Here is a 25008-nt window from a genome sequence, read left to right as displayed (position 1 = left end):
CTTTTAGGAGCATAATCGCTAGCATTTACAGCCCCATTCCTACGGCGCCCAAAGACAAATAGACACGGTGGCTCAATCCCCCGCCCAGTGAATGCACAAGCGCATTGAGCACCAGCACCCGCCGCCGGATTTGCCCCAAAACTCAGCGTCTGCTAGTGTCGGCCGGTTTTAACGCCTACCGAGAGCGCCGCCATGGCCCGCAAAAAAACTTCCCCGGATTTCGAGCAGTCACTCGCAGAGCTGCAAACACTGGTCGAGCGCCTGGAAAACGGCGAGCTGTCGCTGGAAGACTCGCTGACAGCCTTCGAACAAGGCATTCGCCTGACCCGTGATTGCCAGGGCGCACTCACTCAAGCCGAGCAAAAAGTGCAGATCTTGCTTGAGCGTGATGGCGAACTGGCGCAAGAACCCTTTGATGCGGAACAGCCCGAATGATTGATGCCTACCAGGCCAGCAGCCAGGCCCGCGTCAATGCGGCCCTTGAACGCTTGTTTGTCGCGCCGTCGCCGCAATTGGCCCGTCTATATGAGGCCATGCGCTATAGCGTCATGAATGGAGGCAAGCGGGTTCGCCCGCTGCTGGCGTATGCCGCTTGCCAAGCCTTGGGCTGCCCACCCGAGCACGCCAACGGCGCAGCCTGCGCGGTAGAGCTTATTCATGCCTACTCGCTGGTACACGATGATTTGCCCGCAATGGACGACGACGACCTGCGCCGTGGCCAGCCCACTACGCACAAAGCCTTCGATGAAGCCTGCGCAATTCTGGCCGGTGACGGTTTGCAAAGCCTGGCGTTCAGCGCCCTGCTCGACACGCACATGAGCACACTGGATGCCCAGACGCGTTTACAGATGGTGTCTGACTTGGCATTGGCCGCAGGCCCGGCAGGCATGGTAGGCGGTCAAGCCATCGACCTCGGCTCAGTCGGTATCAAGCTTGATCAAAACGCCCTGGAATACATGCACCGGCACAAGACGGGCGCCCTGATCGAAGCCAGTGTGCAACTGGGCGCATTGGCCAGCGGCCGTGCCCAGCCCAGTGATTTGCAGGCACTGAAGGTGTATGCGCGGGCCATTGGTTTGGCGTTTCAAGTGCAGGACGACATCCTTGATGTGGAAGGCGATACCGCCACTCTGGGCAAACAGTCGGGCGCCGATGCGGCCCGTGACAAGCCTACGTACCCGTCTTTGATGGGCCTGAACGCCGCCAAAGCCTATGCACTTGAGCTGCGCGATCAGGCCATTGACGCCCTGCGACCTTTTGATGCAGCGGCAGAGCCATTGCGTGAACTGGCGCGCTATATCGTAGAGCGCCGCCACTAAAAGCGGCGCTATCCCGATATTTCAGACACCCTCTAATGCCAAGGTCTGACTAACGAATACCAGACTCCGTGGGCAGCTTACGTTGCATAAGGTAAACTGCCGCCTCTTCTTATACCTATAACGATTCGCCTGATGCCAACGACGTTTCATGAGTTTCCCCGCAAGCGCCCGACCACGCCCCTGCTCGACCGAGCCGGCACGCCTGCGGGCCTGCGCCGGTTAGCCGAAGCCGAGCTGGAACCTTTGGCCGATGAGTTGCGCCAGGAACTGCTCTACACCGTCGGCCAGACGGGCGGGCATTTTGGTGCAGGCTTAGGCGTCATCGAGCTGACCATCGCGTTGCACTACGTGTTTGACACCCCGGACGACCGCGTGGTGTGGGACGTGGGTCATCAGGCGTATCCGCACAAAATCCTCACCGGCCGTCGCGAGCAAATGGCTACCTTGCGCCAGAAGGACGGCGTTGCCGCCTTCCCGCGTCGCTCAGAGAGCGAGTACGACACCTTTGGCGTCGGTCACTCCAGCACCTCGATCAGCGCTGCGCTGGGCATGGCAATTGCCGCCCGTTTGCAAAACAGCGACCGCAAGGCCATTGCGGTGATCGGTGATGGCGCCTTGACCGCTGGCATGGCGTTTGAAGCGTTGAACCATGCGCCGGAGGTCAACGCCAACATGCTGGTGATCCTCAACGACAACGACATGTCGATCTCGCGCAATGTGGGCGGGCTGTCCAACTACCTGGCCAAAATTCTGTCGAGCCGCACCTACGCCAGCATGCGCGAAGGCAGCAAGAAAGTGCTGTCGCGGTTGCCTGGCGCCTGGGAAATCGCCCGCCGTACCGAAGAATATGCCAAAGGCATGTTGGTGCCCGGCACGTTGTTTGAAGAACTGGGCTGGAACTACATCGGCCCGATTGACGGCCATGACCTGCCCACGCTGATCGCGACGCTGCGCAACATGCGTGACCTCAAAGGCCCGCAGTTCCTGCACATCGTCACCAAAAAGGGCAAGGGCTTCGCCCCGGCAGAAGTCGACCCGATCGGTTACCACGCCATCACCAAACTTGAACCGCTGGACGCGCCAAAAGCCGCACCCAAAGCCGCGAGCGGGCCTAAGTATTCCGCCGTGTTTGGCGAGTGGTTGTGCGACATGGCCGCCGCCGATCAGCGCCTGGTGGGCATTACCCCAGCGATGAAAGAGGGCTCGGACCTGATCGCGTTCAGCGAGCGCTTCCCGTTGCGTTATTTCGACGTGGCCATTGCGGAACAACACGCCGTAACCTTTGCCGCGGGCATGGCCTGCGAAGGCGCTAAGCCAGTGGTGGCCATTTATTCGACGTTCCTGCAACGCGGTTATGACCAGTTGGTGCACGACGTGGCCGTGCAAAACCTGGACGTGCTGTTTGCCATCGACCGTGCGGGCCTGGTGGGTGAAGACGGGCCAACCCATGCCGGCAGCTTCGACCTGTCTTACCTGCGCTGCATTCCGGGCATGGTCATCATGACCCCGAGTGACGAAAACCAATTGCGCAAAATGCTCACCACCGGCCATCTGTATAACGGCCCGGCGGCGGTGCGTTACCCACGCGGTACGGGGCCCAATACGCCTATCGAGAAAACACTGGAACCGATCGAGATCGGCAAAGGCGTGATCCGTCGCAAAGGGTCGAAAGTGGCGATGCTGGTGTTCGGCGTGCAACTGGCCCAAGCCCTGCAAGTGGCCGAAACACTCGACGCCACTGTGGTCGACATGCGTTTCGTTAAACCGATGGATGAAGCGCTGGTGCGAGAAATTGCCAACAGCCACGACCTGTTGGTGACCGTCGAAGAAAACGCCATCATGGGCGGCGCAGGCTCAGCGGTCAGTGAGTTCATGGCCCGCGAAAACCTGCTTAAGCCCATGCTTCACCTGGGCTTGCCGGACGTGTACGTCGAGCACGCCAAACCGAGCCAGATGCTGGCCGAATGCGGTCTGGATGCGCCAGGCATTGAAGCCTCGGTGCGCCAGCGCATGGCACTGCTGGGGCTTTAAAAACACTCTGTAGTCGCTGCCGCAGGCTGCGAAGGGTTGGGGGTGCGTCGTGGCGACGGACCTTTTTCTTGAAGGCCTTGGGCCCTTATCGCAGCCTGCGGCGGCGACTACAGAATCCGGATTCCATGAAACATCTGCGCACAGCCTTATTCCTCAGCTTTATCCCTGCCAGCTCGCTGATGGCCGACGCCATTGAACGTGACGACGCGCTCAAGCTCCCGCAAACACTGATCACCGGCAATCGCCAGGTAGAGGCGCGCTCGGACAGCAGCAGCGCCAATACAGTGTTTACCCGCGCCGACATCGACCGCCTGCAACCCACCAGCCTGAGCGACCTGCTGGGGCGCGTGCCCGGCGTACAAGTCGCACGCAGTGGTGGGCGCGGGGCGTTACCGGGCATCTATATTCGCGGCACCAAGTCAGCGCAAAGCCTGGTACTGGTCGACGGCCAGCGCATGGCCAATGCCACGTCGGCCGACAGCAACCTGCAATACCTGAACATTGACCAGATCGAGCGCGTAGAAGTGCTGCGCGGCTCGCGCTCGGTGATTTATGGCAGCGATGCCATTGGCGGAGTGATTCAGATTTTCACCCGACGTGGCGCCCATCAAGCACCGCAACTGCGCCTGCACAGTGCGACAGGCAGCTATGGCAGCTCGCAAAACAGCGTGGGGGTTTCTGGCGGGGATGCGCAAACACGCTTCAACCTCAGCGGGGCGCTGGAGGAAACGGCGGGTATTAATCGCACCACCGTGTCCTACCCGGTCGATAACGATCACGACGCTTACCGCAACAAATCCGTCAGCCTGAACCTGAACCACAGCCTGAGCGACACACTGGAAGTCGGGATCAGTGCCATCAAGAGCACCGGCAAAACCGAACTGGATGCCATGTTCGGCCAACAGGGCTACAGCGATTTCGACATCAGCAGCGTGGGCAGTTTTATCGATGCGCAGCTCTCAGAGCGCTGGAACTCACGCCTTGAGCTGGGCCATAGCGAGAACCGCGAGAAGACCCGGGACAAGCTCAGCCCTGCCCTTTACAGCTTCAACACCTATCGCGACGCGTTGAATTGGCAGAACACCCTGACGCTGGACGATCAAAACAGCCTGATGCTTGGCGTTGATACGTATGAAGACCGGGTACGCAGCAGCACTGACTTTGAGCAAGACAGCCGCTGGAACCGCGCAGCGTTTGTTCAGCATCGCTTTGAGGGCGAGTACTTTTCGACGGAGCTGGGGCTGCGTCACGACAAAAACCAACAATTTGGTAGCAACAACACCTGGAGTGGCAGCCTGACTGTGCCGTTGAATGTGGACAACGATGTGCTGTTGTCCTACAGCGAGGGCTTTCGTGCGCCAACGTTTAACGATTTGTATTACCCGCAGTTTGGCAACCCGTCACTCAAACCCGAGCACTCCAAAAGCTACGAGCTGCAATGGCGCAGTCAGTTAAGCGACACCAGCCGACTGGAGACATCGCTGTATCGCACAGACATTCGCGACGCAATCGTGGCGGATGCCGACTGGATTCAGCAAAACATTGGCTCAGCCCGCATTACCGGTTTTGAAAGCGCCCTGCACCAAGAGTGGTTCGGCTGGCAAAGCAGCCTGGGCATCGCAATCATCGACCCGCGCGACCGCGACACGGGTAAAACCCTGAGCCGTCGTGCGCGGCGCACGTTGAGCCTGGATCTGGATCGTCAGTTCGACCGCGTTGGCGTCGGCGCCAGTTGGCAAGCGGTGAGCAGCAGCTATAACGACGAAGCCAATCAACAGCCGATTGGCGGCTATGGACTGTTAGGGCTGCGGGGCAACTGGCAAGCCAGTTCAGAAGTGCGCCTGGAGGTGAAAGTCGACAACCTGCTGGATAAAACCTTCACCCGCGCGCTATACGGCTATGAAGGGCAGTATTACGGCTATCGCGAAGAGCGGCGCAGCCTGCAATTTGGCGTGACCTGGACGCCCCCCTTATAACCCCGACGGCTGTGTTTTTTTAGATCAACCGCTCGCAGCCTTCGCCAGCGTCTACGGGGTTATCGACAGTTGCTGACAGAGCTTGGCTGTTGCTTCGATCATCTGCCCGCTCGGCCGCTCAAGACCTTTGTCGCTCAATAAAAGTAATCGCCCGTGCTGTACCGCGTCGATCTGCGGCCAGGCTTTCCAGGCAGTCAACTGCGCCTGGGTGCCTGCAATGATCAGCTCAGGGTTGCGCTGCAACACAGACTCGATGCTGACCTGCGGTGCAGGCAGATGAAGGTCTGCAAACACATTGCTGGCGCCGCATACCGCCAGCGCATCGCTGATGATTTGCCCGCCACCCACGGTATACAGCGGTTGATCCCACACTTGGTAAAACACCCGCAACGGCGTATCACGGTGATACTGCGCGCGCAGCTCAGCCAGCCGCGCCCGCCACTGCGTGGCCAGTTCAAGGCCGCGCTCGGGGCGATTCAAGGCAACGGCCAGGGCTTGGACCTGTTCGGCCAGTTCACTCAGACTTTTGGGTTCCGCACTGTAGGTCGGGATGTTCAACCGGCGCAGTTGTTCGCGTTGCGCAACGCCGACGCTGCCCGGCCATAGCAAGAGCAAGTCCGGTTGCAGGCTGACCACGCGCTCCATGTCCAACTGGCCATAGCCGCCTACTGAAGGTACATGGGCCAGTTCCGGCACGGGTTCGCCTGCGTCCAGACGCCCGACCAGCAGGTCGGTGGCGCCCAGTTCAACCACGATTTCAGACAGCGACGGTGCCAGGCTGACCACCCGCGTGGCGGCCATGCCGGGTACGCCCACGGCCAGCAACGCAAGCGCCAGCCACAGGCGCATCAACCGACCTGACGAGGAATGCGATAGAGGTAAAACAGCACCAGCGTCGACAACGCCAGCAACAACAGCGGCACACCTTCAAGCCCGACAAATACCGCCAGCGCGGCGATCCAGGCAGGCAGCCCGGCGGCCAGCAAAGCACGCCGCCGTACCTGCGCCAGATGATCCCAGGCAGCAGGCTCTTGCGCGGTATCGAGGGCTTTTTGCAGGTTGATCAGGCCATGTTTGTAGGGGCTGAACGTGCGCAGGGTGACAAACATCGACGCCACCCCGGCAATAAAGAAAGGCATTGTCAGCCCAGGCAGCAAGGGTTCGGACTTACCGAAAAACCAGTTGGCCAATGCCAGCGGCAGCAGGGTCAGTACCAACTGTTGCCACCAACTGAAACTCAAACGCCGACGACGCTGGCCCCGGGTCACGCCGGATCAGCCTCGTTCTGGTGTTGATTGCCCATCATGTGCCCGAGTTTATTGGCCTTGGTCGCCAGGTACAGCTTGTTGTGCGGGTTGTGGCCGGTGTGCAGCGGCACACGCTCAGCGACGGTGATGCCCATATCGGTCAAGGCTTTGACCTTGCGCGGGTTGTTGGTCATCAAGCGCAGGGACTTGACGCTCATGTGCTCAAGCATCGGCAGGCAGATTGCGTAATCACGCTGATCGGCCGCAAAGCCCAGACGTTCGTTGGCCTCAACGGTGTCAGCGCCGCCGTCCTGCAACTCGTAGGCGCGGATCTTGTTCAGCAGGCCAATGCCGCGGCCTTCCTGACGCAAGTACAGCAACACGCCGCGGCCTTCGCGGGCGATGGCCTGCAAGGCCGCTTCGAGCTGTGAACCACAGTCACAGCGCTGGCTGAACAGTGCATCGCCGGTCAGGCATTCAGAATGCACCCGACCCAACACGGGCGCGCCATCCGCTACGTCGCCCAAACTGAGCACAACGTGTTCACGACCCGTGGCTTTCTCAAGGAAGCCATGCATGGTGAATTCGGCAAAGGGAGTAGGGAGTTTGCAAGCTGCAACAAAAGCGACGGGCACCGTGTGCTCCTGATCAAATGAGGACTGGAGATTCGCAGAGGCGCATTGTAACAGGACGTTCCTACAGACGCTTAGGCTGAATTATCGGAGATAACGATCAAAAAGTTTGATGGCTTTTCGCAGCAACACCCCCCTCTGTAGTCGCTGCCGAAGGCTGCGACCACTGAGGGCGTCAGCCTGCAAAGTGCTGGTAGCCGCAGATTGCCGGGGTGATGTCTTGGCCGTGCTCGTCGATCAGACTGACGCCCTGCCCTTCAACCACACGCCCAATAACGTGGATCGGCCAGCCGTCCGCCAGCAGGATCGACACATCGCGCTCAGGCAAGGTAAACGCCAGTACGTAGTCGTCGCCGCCGCTCAAGGCCGCTTGCTGCGCGCCCGCGCTGCCCAGAAATTCTTCCAGGGCCAATGAGACCGGCACGCGATCACTGTCGATCAGCAGCCGCACCTGTGACGCCAGCGCGAGGTGCCCGCAATCGGCCAACAAGCCGTCGGAGATATCCAGCGCGCAGGTGGCTTTGCCGCGCAGCGCCTGGCCCAACGCCAGTTGCGGCTGCGGCGACCAGTAATGCGCCAGCAAAGGTTGCGCAACAAACGATTCGGCACTGCGCTGGCCCAACACCAAGGGCAAGGCCCCGGCGGCATTGCCCAACTCACCGCCCACACACAGCACATCACCCGGCTGCGCACCGCTGCGGGTCAGGGCACACCCGCTGGGCACGCGGCCGAACACCGTGAGCGTCAGGCACAGCGGCCCACGCGTGGTGTCGCCACCGATCAGGCGCAGATTGCACGCCACAGCCATTTGATTCAAACCCCGGGCGAACGCTTGCAGCCAATCGGCGTTAACCGTCGGCAAGGTCAGGGCAAGGGTAAACGCGAGGGGGGTTGCGCCCATGGCCGCCAAATCACTGGCCGCCACTGCCAGCGAACGCTGACCGAGCAAGAAAGGGTCGCAAGGATCTGCGAAGTGCACGCCTGCCACCAGCGTGTCGGTAGAGATGGCCAGTTGTTCCCCGAAGGGAACATCCAGCAGGGCGCAGTCGTCGCCAATACCCAGCGCAACGCCCTCGCCGCCTTGCGCACAAGGCGCGGCAGCGAAGACGGTGCGGATCAGCTCAAACTCGCCCATGGCACGCAGCGCTGTTTAGCGCTTGAACGCTTTAACTTCGGCTTCACGCAAGCGTGGCGCCAATTTGTCGAGTACACCGTTGACGAACTTGTGGCCGTCGGTGGAACCGTACACTTTGGCCAGCTCGATGCCTTCGTTGATCACAACGCGGTAAGGCACGTCGACACGTTTGATCAGCTCCCAGGTGGACAGGCGCAGTACAGCCAGCTCAACCGGGTCCAGCTCTTCGATGGTGATGTCCAGACACGGGGTCAGGGCAGCATCGATTTCGCCACAGTGTGCAGGCACGCCGTGCAGGATTTCACGGAAATAAGCCGCATCAACGTCAGTGAAGTCGTTATCAACGCGAAACTGCGCTTCGATTTCGTTCAACGAATGCTTGGCCATGTGCCACTGGTACAGCGCCTGGGTCGCGAGCTGACGCGCTTCGCGACGTTTGGCACTTTTAGAGGGCTTGCCAGCGTCCGCAGGTTTTGGATCGCGCGGGTTGAAACGATCGCTTTCGTCGGAAATCACTTGGCCTCCAACTGCGCCAACAGGCTGACCATTTCGAGGGCGGACAAGGCAGCTTCTGCGCCTTTGTTACCGGCTTTGGTGCCGGAACGCTCGATGGCTTGCTCGATGGAGTCAACGGTCAGCACGCCGAATGCAACCGGTACGCCGAACTGCATGGACACCTGGGCCAAGCCTTTGGTGCACTCGCCAGCAACGTATTCGAAGTGCGGCGTACCGCCACGAATCACAGCGCCGAGGGCGATGATGGCGGCGAATTCGTTGCGCTGGGCAACCTTCTGCGCAACCAACGGGATTTCGAACGCACCCGGCGCGCGAATGATGGTGATGTCGCTTTCGTTCACACCGTGGCGAACCAGGGCATCAACGGCACCACTCACCAGGCTTTCGACAACAAAGCTGTTGAAACGGCCAACTACAAGTGCGTAGCGACCTTTGGGGGCAATGAAGGTACCTTCGATGGTCTTCAGGGTCATTCGGTATGTCTCGTATTAAAGAGCCAGAACGCACTCGCGTGCGTTCTTTAAGGAGTTTGGGCCACGAATTTCAGACGGGAAATACCCGGTCTTTATTCGGAGGGCACGTATTCTACAACTTCCAGATCGAAACCGGATATGGCGTTGAACTTCATTGGTGAACTCATGAGGCGCATTTTGCGCACACCAAGGTCACGCAGGATCTGCGAACCGGCACCCACGATGCTGTAAGTGGTCGGTTTTTTCACTGGCGCAGCGTCGGCAGTTTCGCGGATATGCGCCAGCAGTACATCACCGTCCAGCGGATGACCCAGCAGCAATACAACCCCGCTACCGGCCTGTGCCACGGCACTCATGGCGGCGCGCAGGCTCCAGCGGCCGGGCTGCTTGACCATCAGCAGATCGCGCAGCGGGTCCATGTTGTGCACCCGTACCAGCGTCGGTTCGTCAGCGCAGATCTTGCCCAGGGTCAGCGCCATGTGCACATCACCTTCGACTGAATCACGATAGGTCACCAAATTGAATTGGCCCAGTTCGCTGTCCAACGGCTGCTCGGCAATCCGCTGAACGGTACGTTCGTGGATCATGCGGTAGTGGATCAGGTCGGCAATGGTGCCGATTTTGATGCCATGTTCAGCCGCAAATGTTTCAAGCTGCGGGCGACGGGACATGGTGCCGTCGTCATTCATCACTTCGCAGATCACGCCGCTGGGTTCGAAACCGGCCATGCGCGCCAGGTCGCAGGCGGCTTCGGTGTGACCGGCGCGGGCCAGAGTGCCACCCGCCTGGGCCATCAGCGGGAAGATGTGGCCGGGGCTGACGATGTCTTCGGCCTTGGCATCTTTGGCAGAGGCCGCTTGCACGGTGCGGGCGCGGTCAGCGGCAGAAATACCCGTGGTGACGCCCGTCGCCGCTTCAATGGAAACAGTGAACTTGGTGCCAAAACCCGAACCGTTGCGCGGTGCCATCAAGGGCAATTTGAGCAGCTCGCAGCGCTCGCGGGTCATCGGCATACAGATCAAGCCACGGGCGAAGCGCGCCATGAAGTTGATGTGCTCAGCCTTGCAGCACTCGGCGGCCATGATCAGGTCGCCTTCGTTTTCGCGGTCTTCGTCATCCATGAGGATGACCATCTTGCCTTGGCGGATGTCTTCAACCAGTTCTTCGATGCTGTTGAGCGCCACGCGGCACCCCCTTAAGTCAGGATTTGAGGTAGCCGTTGGCGGCCAGAAAACTTTCGCTGATGGTGCTGCCCTGGGTCGGCTCGGCGGCTTTGTCACCCAGCAACAAACGCTCCAGGTAACGCGCCAACAGGTCAACTTCAAGGTTTACCCGGCGGCCAGGGCGGTAGTCGCCCATGATGGTTTCAGTCAGGGTATGCGGGATGATGGTCAGCGAGAATTCGGCGCCATTGACCGAGTTCACGGTCAGGCTGGTGCCGTCTACCGTGATCGAGCCTTTATGGGCGATGTACTTGGCCAGCGCTTTGGGTGCGCGGATACGGAACTCAATGGCGCGGGCGTTCTCCTCACGCAAGATCACCTCGCCCACGCCGTCCACGTGGCCGCTTACCAAATGGCCGCCCAGACGTGTGGTCGGGGTCAGGGCCTTTTCCAGGTTGACCCGGCTGCCCGTTTTCAAATCATTGAACGCGGTGCAGTCCAGCGTTTCGCGACTGACATCGGCCATAAAACCGTTGCCCGGCAACTCAACCGCGGTCAGGCACACGCCGTTGATCGCGATGCTGTCGCCCAGCTTGACGTCGCTCAGGTCGAGCTTGCCGGTGTCTACATAAACCCGTACATCGCCACCTTTTGGGGTCAGTGCACGGATGTTGCCGATGGATTCGATAATGCCGGTAAACATGGCGTTCCCCTTGAGAACCAAGCCTGCGTAAAACGGAGGCTGAGAATTATACGCTCGCTGATGGCACAGGTATGGCAGTGACTCGCCAGTCATCCCCTACCGCGCGCATTTCGATGATCTTGAGCTCGCTCGCTTCGCTCATGCGGGTCAACGGCAGCTCCAGCAAGGGACGGGCCGTAGAGCCCAAAAACTTGGCTGCGATGAAAATCTGATACTCGTCCACCAGACCCTGTTCGGCAAATGCACCCGCCAGACGAGGACCGGCTTCAACCAGCACTTCGTTGACATCGCGGGCGGCCAGCGCCCGCAGTAACTGGCGCAGATCGATCTGACCGTTCTCACCCGGAATCACCAGGCATTCGGGGCCTGTGCGGTATTGTTCGGCAGGCGGCACACAGGTGGCGACCAGCGCGGGTCCGGCCTTGAAGAACGGTGCATCCAGCGGCACGCGCAAGCGCCCGTCGATCAACACGCGCAGCGGCGCACGACTCATGGCCTGCGCGGTCTGCTCGGCGTCCAGCCCCAATTCATCGGCACGCACCGTTAAACGGGCGCCATCGGCCAGTACCGTGTCGGCACCGGTTATCACCACGCTGGCTTGCGCGCGTAAACGCTGCACCGCAGAACGTGCGGCAGGCCCGGTGATCCATTGGCTCTCACCACTGGCCATCGCGGTGCGCCCGTCCAGGCTCATTGCCAGCTTGACCCGCACAAACGGCAGGCCATGCTCCATGCGCTTGAGAAAGCCCTGGTTCAAGGCACGCGCTTGAGCTTCCAGCACTCCGCACCGCACCTCAATGCCAGCATCGGCCAAACGCTTGAGGCCACGCCCTGCGACTTCCGGGTTGGGGTCTTGCATGGCGGCCACCACGCGGGCGACCCCGGCATTGACCAAGCCTTCGGCGCACGGCGGGGTGCGCCCGTGATGACTGCACGGCTCAAGGGTGACGTAGGCCGTCGCCCCGCGAGCCAGTGCACCGGCGGCCCGCAAGGCGTGGACCTCGGCGTGCGGCTCACCCGCACGCACATGCCAGCCTTCGCCGACGATCTGGCCGTCACGCACGATGACGCAACCCACACGAGGGTTGGGGTGGGTGGTGTACAGCCCCTTACGGGCCAACTCGATGGCACGCGCCATGTAATGGGCGTCTAAAACCAGTTGCTCAGTGGACACAATCACTCCTTTGAAGGCTCACGGGCAAGGCGGTCGATCTCTTCACGGAACTCATTGAGGTCCTGGAAGCGTCGATAAACAGAGGCAAAACGGATGTAGGCCACTTCGTCGAGCTTTTGCAGCTCGCTCATGACCAGCTCACCCACGACCAGCGATTTGACTTCGCGTTCGCCGGTGGCGCGCAGCCTGCTTTTGATATGGGCCAGCGCCGCTTCAAGGCGCTCGACACTCACCGGGCGCTTTTCCAGCGCACGCTGCATGCCGGCGCGCAGTTTTTCTTCGTCGAACGGCTGACGACTGCCGTCTTGCTTGATAAGGCGGGGTAAGACCAACTCAGCTGTTTCAAAGGTGGTGAAACGCTCACCACAGGCCAGGCATTCACGCCGGCGGCGCACCTGATCGCCCTCGGCGACCAGACGCGAGTCGATGACTTTAGTGTCGTTGGCACCGCAGAAGGGACAGTGCATGGTGGCAGGCAACAAAAAATGGGGAGCGCCATGGTAGCGCATCCCACTGGCAAGACAAGCCATAGGCTTTACGGTATACAGTCCGCCTACTACGTTTTACACAATCTGATACAACGACTGACCTGCCGCTGGAGCCCACTATGTCGCTACGAACGCTTGTTTTGCTGTGCCTCGCCAGTTTGCTGGTCGCCTGTAGCAGTGAGCCGCCAAAGTCGGCACAACCCCAGGTGCTGGCGCAGCCAAAAACCGATGCCCCGGCCGATCTTGGCCCCCTGCCCGCCTATCAGCGTGAATTGAGTGGCGTGCTGACCGGCGTACCGGCTGGCGCAGAAGTCGAGTTGGCAATGCTGATCGTGGATGAACGCGGACGTCCTCAAGGGCTGATGGCCAGCAGCAAGATCATCGGCAATAGCCAGCCACTGCCGTTCAAGCTGCGATTCAACCCGCAAGCGTTTCCGGCCGGGGCACGGGTGGAACTGCGCGGGCGCGCCAGTCAGTCCGGGCAACTGATTCTGCACCTGCCGTCGCGCATCATCGGCCAACCCGCGACCCAGGCAATGGGCACCCTGGCACTCGTCAAAGCGCCATGAACACACCGTTCGACCTGCAACAGTCATTAAGTGAGCTGCTGGGTGATGCGCGGCTGGTGGCCACCGATCTGCCTGGCACCTCCCTCAAACTGTGGTTGATCGACGCGCACAACATGGACCGCGCCTTCACCCCGGACGAAACCCGGCGCATTCTCTACGAGCCGCCCTACTGGGCCTTTTGCTGGGCCAGCGGCCTGGCATTGGCGCAGTATCTGGCCGAACACCCGCAGTGGGTCAAAGGCAAGCGCGTACTGGATTTTGGCGCCGGTTCGGGGGTGGCGGCCATTGCCGCGGCCAAGGCCGGCGCGCTGCAAGTGCTGGTGTGTGATCTGGACCCATTGGCGCTGGCTGCCTGTCGAGCCAACGCTGAACTGAATAATGTGCAACTGAGCTATTCCAGCGACTTTTTTGCCGAGGCGGACCGCTTTGATCTGATTCTGGTGGCCGACGTGCTCTACGACCGGGAAAACCTGCCGCTACTGGATCAATTTTTGACTCGAGGGCAGCAGGCATTGGTGGCTGATTCGCGGGTGCGCGACTTTAAACATCCGCTGTACCGGCAACTGGCAACGCTCAGGGCATTGACCTTGCCCGACTTGGCCGAACCCCATGAGTTTCGCCAAGTGAGCCTATATCATGCGCAGCGCCGCAGTACGGCTTTCAGCGTGCCCGCACAGCCTTTATAGTTGCCCTCATTTACCTGTTTCGAGACCCGTAATGAATCAGCCAACGACGACTTTCAGCTTCGATGTGACCTCAGCAGACTTCGATAAACGCGTGATCGAAGCCTCTTTCGAGCAGCCGGTGTTAGTCGATTTCTGGGCCGAATGGTGCGCACCGTGCAAAGTGATGCTGCCGATCCTGGAACACATTGCCGAGGAATACCAAGGCGAGCTGCTGCTGGCCAAAGTCAATTGCGACATTGAACAGGACATCGTGGGGCGCATCGGTATCCAGACCCTGCCGACGGTGGTGCTGTTCAAGGAAGGCAAAGTCGTCGACGGGTTTCAGGAAGCACAGCCGGAGTCCGCTATTCGCGCCATGCTTGAGCTACATGTCGAAATGCCTGCTCCGGCCGCCGAAGACCCGATGGTTCAGGCTCAGGCGCTGTTTGCCGAAAGCCGTTTTGCCGAAGCCGAGGCGCTACTCAAACAGGTCCTGACCGAAGACAACACCCACGCCAAGGCGCTGATTTTGTATGGTCGCTGCCTGGCTGAGCGTGGCGAGCTGGCAGAAGCGCAAGCCGTGCTCGATGCTGTAAAAAGCGATGAACACAAAGCCGAGCTGGCGGGCGCCAAGGCGCAATTGACCTTTTTGAGCCAAGCCAAAGACCTGCCCGATGTCGCGGACTTGAAAACCCGCGTGGCGCAAAACCCGCAGGACGATGAAGCTGCCTACCAACTGGCCGTTCAGCAATTGGCCCGCCAGCAATATGAAGGCGCGCTCGAAGGTTTGCTAAAGCTCTTTGTGCGCAATCGCAGCTACAACGAAGGCATTACGCACACAACTTTGCTGCAAGTGTTCGACCTGCTGGGCAACGATCACCCACTGGTGACCACTTACCGCCGCAAATTGTTTGCAGCGCTGTACTAAATCCGCACATCAACACGCAGGCTGCGATCGCTTGATCTTAAAAAAGATCGCAGCCAGCGCCTACGCCAAGTCGGGCGTGCATCCTGCTGATTTATTCAACCCAGCTGTAAACCGGTGAGTCAGTGCCGCTGACCACTTTCACCTCGCTGCTGTGGCGCAATCGCACCAGCAAGCGCTTCCCGGCACCTGTACTGCCGGCCAGCGCTTGCAGTTGGGCGAGCAGTTGCGGGCCGGTCATCTGACCCGCCTGACGCAACAAATCCTTGGTCGCTTCCCACACGGCATCGTCTTGATTCGCAGGTTTGTTGGCAACTGCAACCGGGGCCGGTGCGTTAACGTTTAACTGCCCGCCCAGCTGCGCCCACTCCGCCTCATCCAGCTCTACCGTCAAATCCACTGGCCAGTCGCCAATTGTTCCGCGAATACGCACCATCACCCTGCTCCTGAAGTTTCATGAAGGCATGCTCCCACGCGTCTTGCGTAACGCCAAGCACACGGGCAAACTCTCGCAACATTGTTATAAGATCACATAACAAGCCATTCCCTCTTCCTAGCTGGAGTCATGCTATGCGCCGTTTGCTGCTTGCTTTGCCGTTTGCCCTGTTGCCGCTGGCTGTGGCGCATGCTGAGGACCACGATCACGAACACGGCAGCCTGGCGCCGCATGAACACGGCGTTGCCAGCTTGAACGTGGCGCTTGATGGTCAAACACTGGAACTGGACCTCGACGGCCCGGCCATGAATCTGGTGGGGTTCGAGCACCTTGCCAGTACTGACGCTGACAAAGCCAAGGTCGCTGCCGCCCGCACCCAACTGGCCAATCCATTAGTGCTGTTCAGCGTGCCGAAAACAGCCGGTTGCACGGTCGATGAACAGGAACTCAACAGCCCGTTATTCGAGCCGGCCCCTGAAGAGCGCGTGAGTAAAACAGAGCATCACCACAGCGATATCGAAGCTCACTACGCGTTCACGTGCAGCCATCCTGAAGCCCTGAAAACCCTGGATCTGGCGCAGTTTTTCAAGACATTCCCCGCCACCCACACATTCAAGGTACAACTGATCGGCCCAAGCGGTCAGCAGGCCGTGCAAGTGACGGCCAAAGCAGCGACGCTCACGTTCTAAACGGGTACAGGCGCGAGCTTGCCTTGCGCCTCTAGGCCCTCCCATCACATTGCAGGCGACCCTGACTCCCCATGACCCATGCACTCATCGAACTGAGCGACCTGAGTTTTAATTGGCCGGGCCACCCCGTGCTGCTGGATATTCCTCAGTTCCGCCTGCAAGCGGGCGAAACCCTGTTCCTCAAAGGCCCCAGCGGCAGTGGTAAAACCACGTTACTGGGCTTGCTCGGCGGTGTGCAAAAAGCCAATAGGGGGACGATCCGTTTACTGGGCCAAGCACTCAGCGAACTCGGGGCGGGCGCACGGGACCGGTTTCGCGTCGATCACACCGGTTATATTTTTCAGCAATTCAATTTGCTGCCCTTTTTGTCAGTGCGCGAAAACGTTGAGTTGCCGTGTCACTTTTCCAAACTGCGCGCCAGCCGTGCCACCCAACGCCACGGTAGCGTTGATAAAGCGGCGCAAACCTTGCTCGCCCATTTGGGCCTTAAAGACCCCGCGTTGCTGGAGCGGCGCGCCGACTCGCTGTCCATCGGCCAGCAACAACGGGTCGCCGCCGCCCGTGCCCTGATCGGCCAACCCGAGCTGGTGATCGCCGATGAGCCCACCTCGGCCCTTGATGCCGATGCCCGCGAAGCGTTTATCCAATTGTTGTTCGCCGAATGCCGCGAGGCCGGGGCCAGCTTGCTGTTTGTCAGTCACGACCAGAGCCTGGCCCCGCTGTTTGATCGCAACCTGTCGCTGTCTGAACTCAATCGTGCCGCCACGACGGCAGAGGTCTGAGATGTATTTGTTTCGTCTTGCGCTGGCCAGCCTGGCTAACCGCCGTTTTACCGCGTTACTGACAGCATTCGCGATTGCCCTGTCTGTGTGTTTGTTGCTGGCCGTGGAGCGGGTTCGAACGGAGGCCCGCAGCAGTTTTGCCAGCACCATCAGCGGCACGGACTTGATCGTCGGCGCACGTTCGGGGTCGGTCAATTTGCTGCTGTATTCGGTGTTTCGCATCGGCAATGCCACCAACAACATCCGCTGGGACAGCTTTGAACACTTCGCCAATAACCCGAAGGTGAAGTGGGCAATTCCCATGTCGTTGGGTGACTCCCACCGCGGCTACCGGGTGATGGGCACCAGCGAGGCGTACTTTGAGCATTATCAGTACGGCCATCGGCAAAACCTTGAGCTGGCCACTGGCCGCGCCTTTGCTACCGATCCGTTTGAAGTGGTACTGGGGGCTGAGGTCGCGCAGGCGTTGCACTATAAATTAGGCGACAAACTGGTGTTGGCGCATGGCGTCGCCGCCGTGAGCCTGGTCAAGCACGACGATAAACCGTTCACCGTGGTCGGCATTCTCAAGCGCACCGGCACCCCGGTCGACCGCACGCTGCACATCAGCCTCGGCGGCATGGAAGCCATTCACATCGACTGGCATAACGGCGTGCCTGCTCGCGGCGCAGGCCGCATTACGGCCGATCAGGCCCGCAACATGGACCTCACGCCGCAGGCCATTACCGCCTTTATGCTGGGGTTGAACAGCAAGATTTCGACCTTTGCCCTGCAACGTGAAATCAATGAATTTCGCGGAGAACCGATGATGGCGATTTTGCCCGGCGTGGCCCTGCAAGAACTCTGGAGCTTGATGAGTACCGCTGAAAAGGCCCTGTTTGTGGTCTCGTTGTTTGTGGTGCTGACCGGGTTGATTGGCATGCTCACCGCCATTTTGACCAGCCTCAACGAGCGACGCCGCGAGATGGCGATTTTGCGCTCAGTGGGTGCCCGCCCTTGGCACATTGCCACTTTGCTGGTGTTTGAAGCGCTGGCGTTGGCATTGGCTGGCGTGGTTGCAGGTGTGGCGTTCTTGTATGTGAGCATCGCCGTGGCCCAAGGCTACGTGCAGTCGAACTACGGGCTGTATTTGCCGTTGGCCTGGCCGAGTGAATATGAATGGACCTTGCTCGCAGGTATTCTGGCAGCCGCCCTGTTGATGGGCTGCGTGCCCGCCTGGCGCGCTTACCGACAATCGCTGGCCGATGGTCTGTCCATTCGCTTATGAGCCTGTGCCTATGAATCGCTCTGTATTGCCGCGCGCGCTGCTCGCACTGTTGCTGCTGGTGTCCGCTCCACTGTGGGCGGCTGAACCGAAGGAATTGACCTGGTCTGAGATGATCCCGCCGGATGCGCCGCCCGAAGTGGCGGACATGGCGCCGATGCACGACCTGTCGCAACTGGGCAACCTTGATCCGGAGGCAGCACCCGCGGCCAAACAGGGCACGCCCAATGCCCCGGTGGTGCCTGCGCTGGACGGTCAGCACATCCGCCTGCCGGGCTATATCGTGCCGCTTGAGGTGAGTGAAGAAGGACGCACCACGGACTTTTTGCTGGTGCCGTACTACGGCGCCTGCATTCATGTCCCGCCGCCGCCGTCGAATCAGATCGTGCATGTCACCAGCAAAGTCGGGGTCAAGCTCGATGAGCTGTACCAACCGTACTGGATCGAAGGCGCGATGCAGGTCAAGCCCAGCACCAGCGAACTGGCTGATGCCGGTTACCAGATGGATGCGCAGAAAATCTACGTCTACGAACTGCCGGAATAGTCCCTCGTCGCCGTTGCCGAAGGCGAGGTTCAATGGCCAAGGGATCGTAAACCCGAAGACTGCGGCGTCGCTCAAGCCCCCGTTAAAGACTTGGCAGCAGGGGGTATGTCAGCACTGCGTGGCTGGCTACAGAGTGAACGTTTGCGTGTTGGTTCACGAAATTTTCACAATTTTGTCGGTCTTCACCGTTTCATTGAGCTGGGTCAACAGACATGCGCAGGGCGCTCATTACCATTGGTTATATAAATTTTAAATATCCAATTGGAGCTCCCATGCACAAGTCTTTGCTCAGCGTAGCGGCCCTCGCCCTCGCCGTCGTTGCCCCACTTGCTCACGCGCACACTGAAGGCGACATCATCGTCCGTGCCGGTGCAATCACGGTTAACCCGAAAGCCGACAGCTCCAGCGTTAAAGTGGATCAAGGTCCATTGTCGGGTTACGATCTGGGCGGCAAAGCAACGATGAGCAGCGACACCCAATTGGGTCTCAACTTTGCGTACATGGTCACCAACAACATTGGTATCGAATTGTTGGCGGCGACGCCGTTTGAGCATGACGTGAAACTCAAAGGCACCGGCCTTGATGCCGCCAACGGCAAACTCGGCTCCCTGAAGCACTTGCCGCCAACCTTGAGCGTTGTGTACTACCCGCTGGACTCCAAGTCGGTGTTCCAACCGTACGTGGGTGCCGGTATCAACTACACCTGGATCTATGACGAACACGTCGGCAGCCGCGCCAATGCAGCAGGCTTCGACAACTTCAAAGCGAAAAACTCGTGGGGCATGGCGTGGCAGATCGGTGCTGACTACATGCTGACCGACAACATCATGATCAACGCCCAGGCGCGTTACATCGACATCGATACCCGCGCCACCGTTGAAAACAACGGCGTTGCACCGGGCACGCGAGCCAAGGTCAACGTTGATGTAGATCCATGGGTTTACATGGTGGGCCTGGGTTACAAGTTCTAAGCTACCGCCGCACACAAAAAAAGGCGCCTTTTAAGGCGCCTTTTTCAGATGCAGTGTTTGTTAACGCCCCAACAAGCGCGCCAGCCCTTCACTCATCGGCGTGATTTCGCCCAAGGTAAATCGCTGCAATAAACGGCTGTTGTCGGCACGCGAATGGCGGATGTCGCCGGAACGCGGCGGGCCGTAGCTGATCGGCGGCAACTGGCCGACAACGTCGCTCAGTGCGGTGAGCATTTGCTTGAGGGTGGTGGCTTTGTTCAGGCCCACGTTAACCGCGCCCTCTTCAACGTGTTCAGCCTCGACGGCCTGCACCAAAATGTTGACCAGGTCGCCCACGTAGACGAAATCGCGGGTTTGTTCGCCATCGCCAAAAAGGGTGATGGGCAGGCCTTTTTCAGCGCGTTCACTGAAGATGCTGATCACGCCCGAGTACGGCGAAGACGGGTCTTGGCGTGGCCCAAAGACGTTGAAGAAGCGAAAGATCACAGGTTCCAGGCCGTGCTGGCGACGGTAGAAATCCAAATAGTATTCGCTGGCCAGCTTGTCGGATGCATAGGGCGTGAGCGGTGCTTTAGGCGTGTCTTCGACAATCGACTCGCCTTCACCGTTGTTGCCGTAAACCGCAGCACTGGAGGCAAATACCACGCGTTTTACACCTGATTCACGCATGGCTTCGCACACGTTCAAGGTGCCGACGAAGTTGCTTTGGTGAGTGCGTACCGGGTCGTCTACCGAGGCTTGTACTGAAGCCACGGCGGCCAGATGCACAACGGCACGGCACCCGGCCATGACGCCGGCGACCAGCGCGGCATCTGCCACATCACCTTCAATCAGTTCTACGTTGGGATTGTCCAGGGGCAGGTTGCTGCGTTTGCCTGTGGACATGTCATCCAGGATTCGCACTGCGTAGCCCTTGGCCAGCAACGCGTCAACCAGATTGGAACCTATAAACCCGGCGCCGCCGGTGACGAGGATCGGGGCATCAGCCATGACGATAAAACCTGTCCAGTAGGATCGGGAGACCGGCACGCCAGGCGCGAGGTTTGATCCCGAAGGTGTGTAGGATTTTTTTACATGCCAGCACCGCGTGCTGTGGTTCTTCTGCGGCATCCGGCCGTGCGGCGTGCGCTTGTGGTGTAGGCGCTTCGATTGCCAGCGGATGCAGGTTCCGCGCCTCGGCCAAAATCGCCTGACCAAGCGCCAGCGGAGTAGTGGCCTCATGCCCGGCGTAGTGGTAGGTGCCCCACAAGGGTGCCGAACAATCCAGCTGCTTGAGCACCGAAATGATTACCCGCGCCGCATCATCGACCGGCGTAGGATTGCCGCGGCGATCATCGGCCATCAGCAACTCACCGGTTTTTTCAGCCTGAGCCAGAAAACGCCCCAGGGTACCATCCGGGCTGTCATCGAGCAGCCAGCCGAAACGCAGCAGCACGTGCTGCGGACAAATGGCCCGCACACTCTGCTCGATCCGCCACAGCGCCTGACCCCGCAACCCCAAGGGCACGGGTTCGTCTTTTTCGCTGTAGGCCGTGGCCCGCGAACCGTCGAAGACGCGATAACTGGAAGGTTGGAGCAAGGTGATGCTGTGATGCTGGCACAGTTCGGCCAACCGTTCGACGGCATGTTCCTGGGCAGCCAAGCGGGTTTCGCTGACTGACTGCGCCTGGAACCAGTCGAAGTAGTACGCAAGGTTGATAACGGCGTCCGGTCGGGTGTCGTCGAGCAGTTGCGTGAGACTCGCAGCGTCCCAGCCGTCTTGCGGCGGACGCGGGGCCAGGAAGTGGATGTCTTCCTCGGCACCCAGACGAATCAGCGCCTGCCCGAGAGCATTTCCGCCGCCCAATAACATAAGGCGCATTCGCATAGAGTGTGCAGGCTCAGTCTATTCAGAACGGTGATGTATACCAGAAAACCAACCGTGCAAGCCGTTGGCCATGATCAAGACTCCCGCATTTTGCGGGTTTATCAGCCTGTCGTCACTGACAAACTGCTCCTCAGGCTCGCAGCGGATCATTGCGACGATGGCGGCATATCGGTCAGCAATAGCGTAGACCGATGTGGCGCCCCGTCTGGCGCCGCAGATTGCGTCACTGCACTGACGGGGGCCAGCAGGGCCTGTGGATAGGTTTGCGCAAAATGAACGTCATTAGACTTATCCACAAGCTTTTTGAGCCGGTCATTGAACGCACGGGTAATGGTGCTTTGCGCACCGGACATGGTCCGAAATTGGGCCGTCACGGTGACACCATCCAAGTTCATGCTATCGACGCCAAAGACGGTCAATGAACCTTGCAAGCTAAGACTGAGCAACGGGTCATCGCTGATTTGTCGGCCAGCGTCGCGAATCAGGTCGGTGGCTTGGTCGATGTCCGTGGCATAAGTGAACTGCACCGAGAAGAAGGCGTAGGCAAATTGCCTGGAGTGATTGATGACTGCCTTTATCTGACCGAAGGGCACCGAGTGCACAAAGCCGCGGCTGTCGCGCAGACGCAAGGTGCGAATGGTCAAACCCTCGACCGTACCCGCGTGGTTGGCGTCTACCACGACCCAATCGCCCACTGAAATGGTGTCTTCGATGATGATGAAAAGCCCGGTAATGACGTCTTGCACCAACTGCTGAGAACCAAAACCGATCGCCAGGCCAATCACCCCGGCACCCGCCAGGAAAGGCGCAACGTTGACCCCTAAATTGGCCATCGTGGTAATGGTGCAGACCACCACCAGTATCACTTTGGTTGCATTGCGCATCAGCGGCAGGATGGTTTTGATCCGCGTACTCGGCTCACGGGCGCCGCGACGATTGGTAGTAGGTTGCAGCGCTTGCTGGATGGCGGTGTCCAGCACCACCCAGGTCAGCCAGGTGACTAATAAAATCAGCAGGATATGCCCCAGTGAATCGCTGATCACCCTGCCGGTGTTGCTGTCCGAGGCAAACGCCAGCAGAGAAAAGCCCCAGATTTGCGCCAGCAATTCGATAAAGGTGACCGCCAGAGCGATGCGCAATAGCGCATACAGCACGGTCATCAAACGCTCTTTATACGCGCCACTGCGTTTTACCTCGGTGTGGAAGCCGTGATGCAAAATCGTGCTCATGAACACGGTGGCGATCAACAAGCCGCACGTCAGCAATGCATTGCGCATCGTGCGCTCACTGCCCTCCCCCACGCCCAACAAGTCAAGCGCCGACACCAACAGCATCAGCAGGATCGGCCAGTACCACAGCACCGAAAAAATGCGCAATGACTCTTGTAGCGCGGGCTGGCCCACACGCTGCGCCAACGCCCGGTCGCGAATCAGGTGTGCCACAGGGCGACGCAATTTAACGGCTAAAAAAGCAAACACTGCGCACGCCAGTAATCCCGTCAGTACCGACAAGCAACTCGCAATGTTGCCGCCGATTTGTCGAGCCATTTGCGGGCTATTCATGGCGTCGCTGAAGGCGGCAAAAAAACCAATCAAGAATAAGGGCCGTACAGAATATCGACGAATAATCTCTACCGCGTGTCGCTTGTGCCCTACATAAAACATCGCACTCAAGGACAGCACTAACGCGGTACAGAACACGCCGGCACTGCTGGCATACGAGAGGCTGAGAGCCAACGAGCGGCCAATGGAGTCTTGCAGCATGCGACTGGCATATAAGGTCAGCGGCAAGGCGATCAAAGCGGGCAGCAGGTAAGAAAGCGTGTTACGCGTCAATGTTTGCACACGCGGCCGTGGCCTGAGTCCACGGCTATTACATGCATGGCGAGCCAATACCCGCCCTCCCATGACCGCAGCGGCAAACACAGCCAGCCAGACAGCGGACAGCACCAAGAAGTCGCCTACACCACTCCAGGACGGATGCGACGCGACCTGTTCAACCAAAACACCGACTTCGTCCGCCGCTCGATCCGTGCGCAAACGCCACGCATCGAGCAGGTGCACGCTCATGCCCAGTTTTTCTTGCATCTCATCCATGCCCGCGCCCAAGGCTGCGAGCAAACCGCCGTCAACCAGCACCGGAGGCTTTCCATCAGACTCTTCAGCCTTGATTACGGAGGCCAGCGTGGGCGCTGCCTGCAAAAAGCCATTGCCGGTCAGCAGCAGGATGACCAGCAAACATACTGTTTTAAGAGAAGACAAAACCGGGGGAACCTCCTGAACGTCTGTTATCAACTGATCGAAATGCGCCAGCGAAGTTCGAATTTCAGCCGCCATATCTATTTTTCTGAGTACAGCGTAGTCAATCACCAGGAAGTGTTCGCACATAAGGCGCAAAAGCATCTCACGCTGGATACAGATAAAAGCCGCATAGGTCGGGGTATCTGCCTGTACCTCAAGGCGCCAGCGCAGCCCCCAGCGCCTCAAGTAGAACGCTCACTTTAGGCTGGGCCTCTCGGCGCTTGAGCCACACCAGATTCACCGGCGACCCTTCGGTAGCCAAGTGCGCCAATACCTCCACCAGTTTGCCCTCTGCCAGTGGCTGCTTAACCAGCCAGGTCGGCAATTGAGCAATGCCATGACCTGCCAACACGGCGGCTACCTGCCCTTCTCCGTCACCCACTGTGAGGTGGGCAGGCAACAGCCGGCGCTCGCTGCCACCTTGCGGCCCCGCAAAATACCAAGGGTTGACCTGGCCATCTGCACGGCCATACATCACGCAGCGGTGGTGCTCCAGATCATGCGCAGTCTTGGGTGCTCCATGCTTGAGCACATACGCGGGGGAGGCGCAAAAAACCAGCCGTTCGGTCCCCAAATAGCCCCGCCCCAAGGTGGGCGGCCATATGTTTGAGCCACCAATGCGCACCACGATGTCGATATCCTCTTCAACCGGGTCCACATAACGATCAGAAAACGAGATGTGCGGCACTAACAGTTCATGCGCTTCAACGCAGCGCAAAATAACCCCGAGCGCATGCAGGCGCCCGTAGGCCGCCGGCAGGTCGATGCGCACTCGCCCCATGGGTTCAGTGTTGTGGGCATGAAGTGACAGCTCGGCCTCCTCCAGTTCACCCAGCACGTTGGTGCAGGTGCGATAGAACCTGACGCCCGCATCGGTCAGGGCCAGCCTGCGGGTAGTTCGATTAAACAGCCGGGTGTCCAACCGCGCTTCCAGACGGGTAATGGCTTTACTGATGGCTGAGCGAGTCACGTTCAGACGCTCGGCCGCCGTCGTGAAACTGCCGGTTTCAGCCACGCAGACAAACACATCCAGACCTTTCAACCGCTCAGAAGAAAACATGACACCTCTCCATTGGGTAATTAAATTCACACGATTGGGTATTTTATAGCCGCAATACGAATAAATTTCTCCAATAAGC

27 protein-coding genes are annotated in these 25008 nt (G+C 59.5%); 12 read left to right on the top strand and 15 right to left on the bottom strand.

Annotated elements, in window-relative coordinates; genetic code table 11:
* The first annotated feature begins 192 nt into the window (after positions 1–192).
* From TU86_RS00400 to TU86_RS00385, 4 genes are all read left to right on the top strand, one after another.
* Complete coding sequence (locus tag TU86_RS00400; protein WP_048362345.1) at positions 193–435, top strand: exodeoxyribonuclease VII small subunit; 243 nt, start codon at positions 193–195, stop codon at positions 433–435.
* Positions 432–1319 (top strand): (2E,6E)-farnesyl diphosphate synthase, encoded by an 888-nt coding sequence (gene ispA, locus TU86_RS00395; RefSeq protein WP_048362344.1) that lies wholly within the window; start codon positions 432–434, stop codon positions 1317–1319. The genes TU86_RS00400 and ispA overlap by 4 nt, the downstream gene beginning before the upstream one ends.
* A gap of 132 nt (positions 1320–1451) precedes the next feature.
* Positions 1452–3350, top strand: coding sequence for a 1-deoxy-D-xylulose-5-phosphate synthase (gene dxs / locus TU86_RS00390; RefSeq protein ID WP_048362343.1), 1899 nt, complete (start codon positions 1452–1454; stop codon positions 3348–3350).
* A gap of 125 nt (positions 3351–3475) precedes the next feature.
* Complete coding sequence (locus TU86_RS00385) at positions 3476–5326, top strand: TonB-dependent receptor domain-containing protein (RefSeq protein ID WP_048362342.1); 1851 nt, start codon at positions 3476–3478, stop codon at positions 5324–5326.
* A gap of 51 nt (positions 5327–5377) precedes the next feature.
* Here TU86_RS00385 and TU86_RS00380 read toward each other — a convergent pair whose 3' ends face one another.
* From TU86_RS00380 to nrdR, 10 genes are all read right to left on the bottom strand, one after another.
* Positions 5378–6175 (bottom strand): cobalamin-binding protein, encoded by a 798-nt coding sequence (locus TU86_RS00380; protein ID WP_048362341.1) that lies wholly within the window; start codon positions 6173–6175, stop codon positions 5378–5380.
* Entirely contained in the window at positions 6175–6594 is a 420-nt protein-coding gene (locus tag TU86_RS00375) for a hypothetical protein (RefSeq protein WP_048362340.1), read from the bottom strand. The genes TU86_RS00380 and TU86_RS00375 overlap by 1 nt, the downstream gene beginning before the upstream one ends.
* A complete protein-coding gene (gene ribA / locus TU86_RS00370) occupies positions 6591–7208 on the bottom strand; it encodes a GTP cyclohydrolase II (RefSeq protein WP_048362339.1) in 618 nt (205 codons plus the stop codon). Before ribA ends, TU86_RS00375 begins: the two co-directional genes overlap by 4 nt.
* Before the next feature lie 172 nt (positions 7209–7380).
* On the bottom strand, positions 7381–8340 hold the full coding sequence (thiL, locus tag TU86_RS00365; RefSeq protein WP_048362338.1) for a thiamine-phosphate kinase: 960 nt from the start codon (positions 8338–8340) through the stop codon (positions 7381–7383).
* A gap of 15 nt (positions 8341–8355) precedes the next feature.
* Positions 8356–8856, bottom strand: a complete 501-nt coding sequence (nusB, locus tag TU86_RS00360) for a transcription antitermination factor NusB (protein ID WP_048362337.1) — start codon at positions 8854–8856, stop codon at positions 8356–8358.
* On the bottom strand, positions 8853–9329 hold the full coding sequence (gene ribH / locus TU86_RS00355; RefSeq protein WP_048362336.1) for a 6,7-dimethyl-8-ribityllumazine synthase: 477 nt from the start codon (positions 9327–9329) through the stop codon (positions 8853–8855). The genes nusB and ribH overlap by 4 nt, the downstream gene beginning before the upstream one ends.
* A gap of 92 nt (positions 9330–9421) precedes the next feature.
* Positions 9422–10513, bottom strand: a complete 1092-nt coding sequence (gene ribBA / locus TU86_RS00350; RefSeq protein ID WP_048362335.1) for a bifunctional 3,4-dihydroxy-2-butanone-4-phosphate synthase/GTP cyclohydrolase II — start codon at positions 10511–10513, stop codon at positions 9422–9424.
* A gap of 16 nt (positions 10514–10529) precedes the next feature.
* On the bottom strand, positions 10530–11195 hold the full coding sequence (locus tag TU86_RS00345; RefSeq protein ID WP_048362334.1) for a riboflavin synthase: 666 nt from the start codon (positions 11193–11195) through the stop codon (positions 10530–10532).
* Between the two features lie 46 nt (positions 11196–11241).
* Complete coding sequence (ribD, locus tag TU86_RS00340; RefSeq protein ID WP_048363004.1) at positions 11242–12333, bottom strand: bifunctional diaminohydroxyphosphoribosylaminopyrimidine deaminase/5-amino-6-(5-phosphoribosylamino)uracil reductase RibD; 1092 nt, start codon at positions 12331–12333, stop codon at positions 11242–11244.
* 38 nt (positions 12334–12371) lie between these two features.
* Positions 12372–12836: a transcriptional regulator NrdR gene (gene nrdR, locus TU86_RS00335; RefSeq protein WP_162207792.1), complete on the bottom strand. Its 465-nt coding sequence runs from the start codon at positions 12834–12836 to the stop codon at positions 12372–12374.
* A 140-nt stretch (positions 12837–12976) separates the two neighbouring features.
* Between nrdR and TU86_RS00330 the strand changes: the two genes are divergently transcribed.
* From TU86_RS00330 to TU86_RS00320, 3 genes are read left to right on the top strand one after another with little or no spacing between them, the layout of a single operon-like run.
* A complete protein-coding gene (locus TU86_RS00330) occupies positions 12977–13426 on the top strand; it encodes a YbaY family lipoprotein (protein ID WP_048362333.1) in 450 nt (149 codons plus the stop codon).
* Positions 13423–14112, top strand: a complete 690-nt coding sequence (locus TU86_RS00325) for a class I SAM-dependent methyltransferase (protein ID WP_048362332.1) — start codon at positions 13423–13425, stop codon at positions 14110–14112. Before TU86_RS00330 ends, TU86_RS00325 begins: the two co-directional genes overlap by 4 nt.
* 31 nt (positions 14113–14143) lie before the next feature.
* Complete coding sequence (locus TU86_RS00320; RefSeq protein WP_048362331.1) at positions 14144–15019, top strand: thioredoxin family protein; 876 nt, start codon at positions 14144–14146, stop codon at positions 15017–15019.
* Between the two features lie 91 nt (positions 15020–15110).
* Here TU86_RS00320 and TU86_RS00315 read toward each other — a convergent pair whose 3' ends face one another.
* Positions 15111–15452, bottom strand: coding sequence for a hypothetical protein (locus TU86_RS00315; protein ID WP_048362330.1), 342 nt, complete (start codon positions 15450–15452; stop codon positions 15111–15113).
* A 134-nt stretch (positions 15453–15586) separates the two neighbouring features.
* Between TU86_RS00315 and TU86_RS00310 the strand changes: the two genes are divergently transcribed.
* From TU86_RS00310 to TU86_RS00290, 5 genes are all read left to right on the top strand, one after another.
* Complete coding sequence (locus tag TU86_RS00310; protein WP_048362329.1) at positions 15587–16141, top strand: DUF2796 domain-containing protein; 555 nt, start codon at positions 15587–15589, stop codon at positions 16139–16141.
* Between the two features lie 71 nt (positions 16142–16212).
* Complete coding sequence (locus tag TU86_RS00305; protein WP_048362328.1) at positions 16213–16923, top strand: ABC transporter ATP-binding protein; 711 nt, start codon at positions 16213–16215, stop codon at positions 16921–16923.
* A gap of 1 nt (position 16924) precedes the next feature.
* Entirely contained in the window at positions 16925–18190 is a 1266-nt protein-coding gene (locus TU86_RS00300) for an ABC transporter permease (protein WP_048362327.1), read from the top strand.
* A 10-nt stretch (positions 18191–18200) separates the two neighbouring features.
* On the top strand, positions 18201–18731 hold the full coding sequence (locus TU86_RS00295; protein WP_048362326.1) for a DUF3299 domain-containing protein: 531 nt from the start codon (positions 18201–18203) through the stop codon (positions 18729–18731).
* Positions 18732–19003: 272 nt separating this feature from the next.
* Entirely contained in the window at positions 19004–19702 is a 699-nt protein-coding gene (locus TU86_RS00290) for an OmpW/AlkL family protein (protein ID WP_048362325.1), read from the top strand.
* A 60-nt stretch (positions 19703–19762) separates the two neighbouring features.
* On the opposite strand, the gene TU86_RS00285 is transcribed toward TU86_RS00290, so the two are convergent.
* The 4 genes from TU86_RS00285 to TU86_RS00270 all read right to left on the bottom strand — a co-directional run bounded on the left by TU86_RS00285 (position 19763) and on the right by TU86_RS00270 (position 24929).
* Positions 19763–20692 carry an NAD-dependent epimerase/dehydratase family protein gene (locus TU86_RS00285; protein WP_048362324.1) on the bottom strand — a complete coding sequence of 310 codons (930 nt, stop codon included), beginning with the start codon at positions 20690–20692 and terminating at the stop codon, positions 19763–19765.
* Positions 20685–21569 carry a sugar nucleotide-binding protein gene (locus tag TU86_RS00280; protein ID WP_082149383.1) on the bottom strand — a complete coding sequence of 295 codons (885 nt, stop codon included), beginning with the start codon at positions 21567–21569 and terminating at the stop codon, positions 20685–20687. Before TU86_RS00280 ends, TU86_RS00285 begins: the two co-directional genes overlap by 8 nt.
* A 146-nt stretch (positions 21570–21715) precedes the next feature.
* A complete protein-coding gene (locus TU86_RS00275; protein ID WP_048363002.1) occupies positions 21716–23830 on the bottom strand; it encodes a mechanosensitive ion channel family protein in 2115 nt (704 codons plus the stop codon).
* 193 nt (positions 23831–24023) lie between these two features.
* On the bottom strand, positions 24024–24929 hold the full coding sequence (locus tag TU86_RS00270) for a LysR family transcriptional regulator (RefSeq protein WP_048362322.1): 906 nt from the start codon (positions 24927–24929) through the stop codon (positions 24024–24026).
* Positions 24930–25008 lie beyond the last annotated feature (79 nt).

Source organism: Pseudomonas weihenstephanensis, assembly GCF_001043055.1.
GTDB classification, from domain to species: domain Bacteria; phylum Pseudomonadota; class Gammaproteobacteria; order Pseudomonadales; family Pseudomonadaceae; genus Aquipseudomonas; species Aquipseudomonas weihenstephanensis.
Note: the sequence above shows the minus strand (reverse complement) of the source record. Positions and strands in the feature narration are given on the sequence as shown.

Excerpts from the sequence above, each read along its gene's own strand:
- TU86_RS00400 (WP_048362345.1), top strand. The coding sequence starts at position 193 with ATGGCCCGCAAAAAAACTTCCCCGGATTTCGAGCAGTCACTCGCAGAG.
- TU86_RS00385 (WP_048362342.1), top strand. The coding sequence starts at position 3,476 with ATGAAACATCTGCGCACAGCCTTATTCCTCAGCTTTATCCCTGCCAGC.
- TU86_RS00295 (WP_048362326.1), top strand. The coding sequence starts at position 18,201 with ATGAATCGCTCTGTATTGCCGCGCGCGCTGCTCGCACTGTTGCTGCTG.
- TU86_RS00300 (WP_048362327.1), top strand. The coding sequence starts at position 16,925 with ATGTATTTGTTTCGTCTTGCGCTGGCCAGCCTGGCTAACCGCCGTTTT.
- TU86_RS00280 (WP_082149383.1), bottom strand. The coding sequence starts at position 21,569 with ATGCGAATGCGCCTTATGTTATTGGGCGGCGGAAATGCTCTCGGGCAG.
- thiL (WP_048362338.1), bottom strand. The coding sequence starts at position 8,340 with ATGGGCGAGTTTGAGCTGATCCGCACCGTCTTCGCTGCCGCGCCTTGT.
- TU86_RS00305 (WP_048362328.1), top strand. The coding sequence starts at position 16,213 with ATGACCCATGCACTCATCGAACTGAGCGACCTGAGTTTTAATTGGCCG.
- TU86_RS00270 (WP_048362322.1), bottom strand. The coding sequence starts at position 24,929 with ATGTTTTCTTCTGAGCGGTTGAAAGGTCTGGATGTGTTTGTCTGCGTG.
- dxs (WP_048362343.1), top strand. The coding sequence starts at position 1,452 with ATGCCAACGACGTTTCATGAGTTTCCCCGCAAGCGCCCGACCACGCCC.
- ribH (WP_048362336.1), bottom strand. The coding sequence starts at position 9,329 with ATGACCCTGAAGACCATCGAAGGTACCTTCATTGCCCCCAAAGGTCGC.
- ribD (WP_048363004.1), bottom strand. The coding sequence starts at position 12,333 with ATGGCGCGTGCCATCGAGTTGGCCCGTAAGGGGCTGTACACCACCCAC.
- TU86_RS00380 (WP_048362341.1), bottom strand. The coding sequence starts at position 6,175 with ATGCGCCTGTGGCTGGCGCTTGCGTTGCTGGCCGTGGGCGTACCCGGC.
- TU86_RS00325 (WP_048362332.1), top strand. The coding sequence starts at position 13,423 with ATGAACACACCGTTCGACCTGCAACAGTCATTAAGTGAGCTGCTGGGT.
- TU86_RS00290 (WP_048362325.1), top strand. The coding sequence starts at position 19,004 with ATGCACAAGTCTTTGCTCAGCGTAGCGGCCCTCGCCCTCGCCGTCGTT.
- TU86_RS00320 (WP_048362331.1), top strand. The coding sequence starts at position 14,144 with ATGAATCAGCCAACGACGACTTTCAGCTTCGATGTGACCTCAGCAGAC.
- nrdR (WP_162207792.1), bottom strand. The coding sequence starts at position 12,836 with ATGCACTGTCCCTTCTGCGGTGCCAACGACACTAAAGTCATCGACTCG.
- TU86_RS00285 (WP_048362324.1), bottom strand. The coding sequence starts at position 20,692 with ATGGCTGATGCCCCGATCCTCGTCACCGGCGGCGCCGGGTTTATAGGT.
- TU86_RS00345 (WP_048362334.1), bottom strand. The coding sequence starts at position 11,195 with ATGTTTACCGGCATTATCGAATCCATCGGCAACATCCGTGCACTGACC.
- TU86_RS00330 (WP_048362333.1), top strand. The coding sequence starts at position 12,977 with ATGTCGCTACGAACGCTTGTTTTGCTGTGCCTCGCCAGTTTGCTGGTC.
- TU86_RS00310 (WP_048362329.1), top strand. The coding sequence starts at position 15,587 with ATGCGCCGTTTGCTGCTTGCTTTGCCGTTTGCCCTGTTGCCGCTGGCT.
- ispA (WP_048362344.1), top strand. The coding sequence starts at position 432 with ATGATTGATGCCTACCAGGCCAGCAGCCAGGCCCGCGTCAATGCGGCC.
- TU86_RS00315 (WP_048362330.1), bottom strand. The coding sequence starts at position 15,452 with ATGGTGCGTATTCGCGGAACAATTGGCGACTGGCCAGTGGATTTGACG.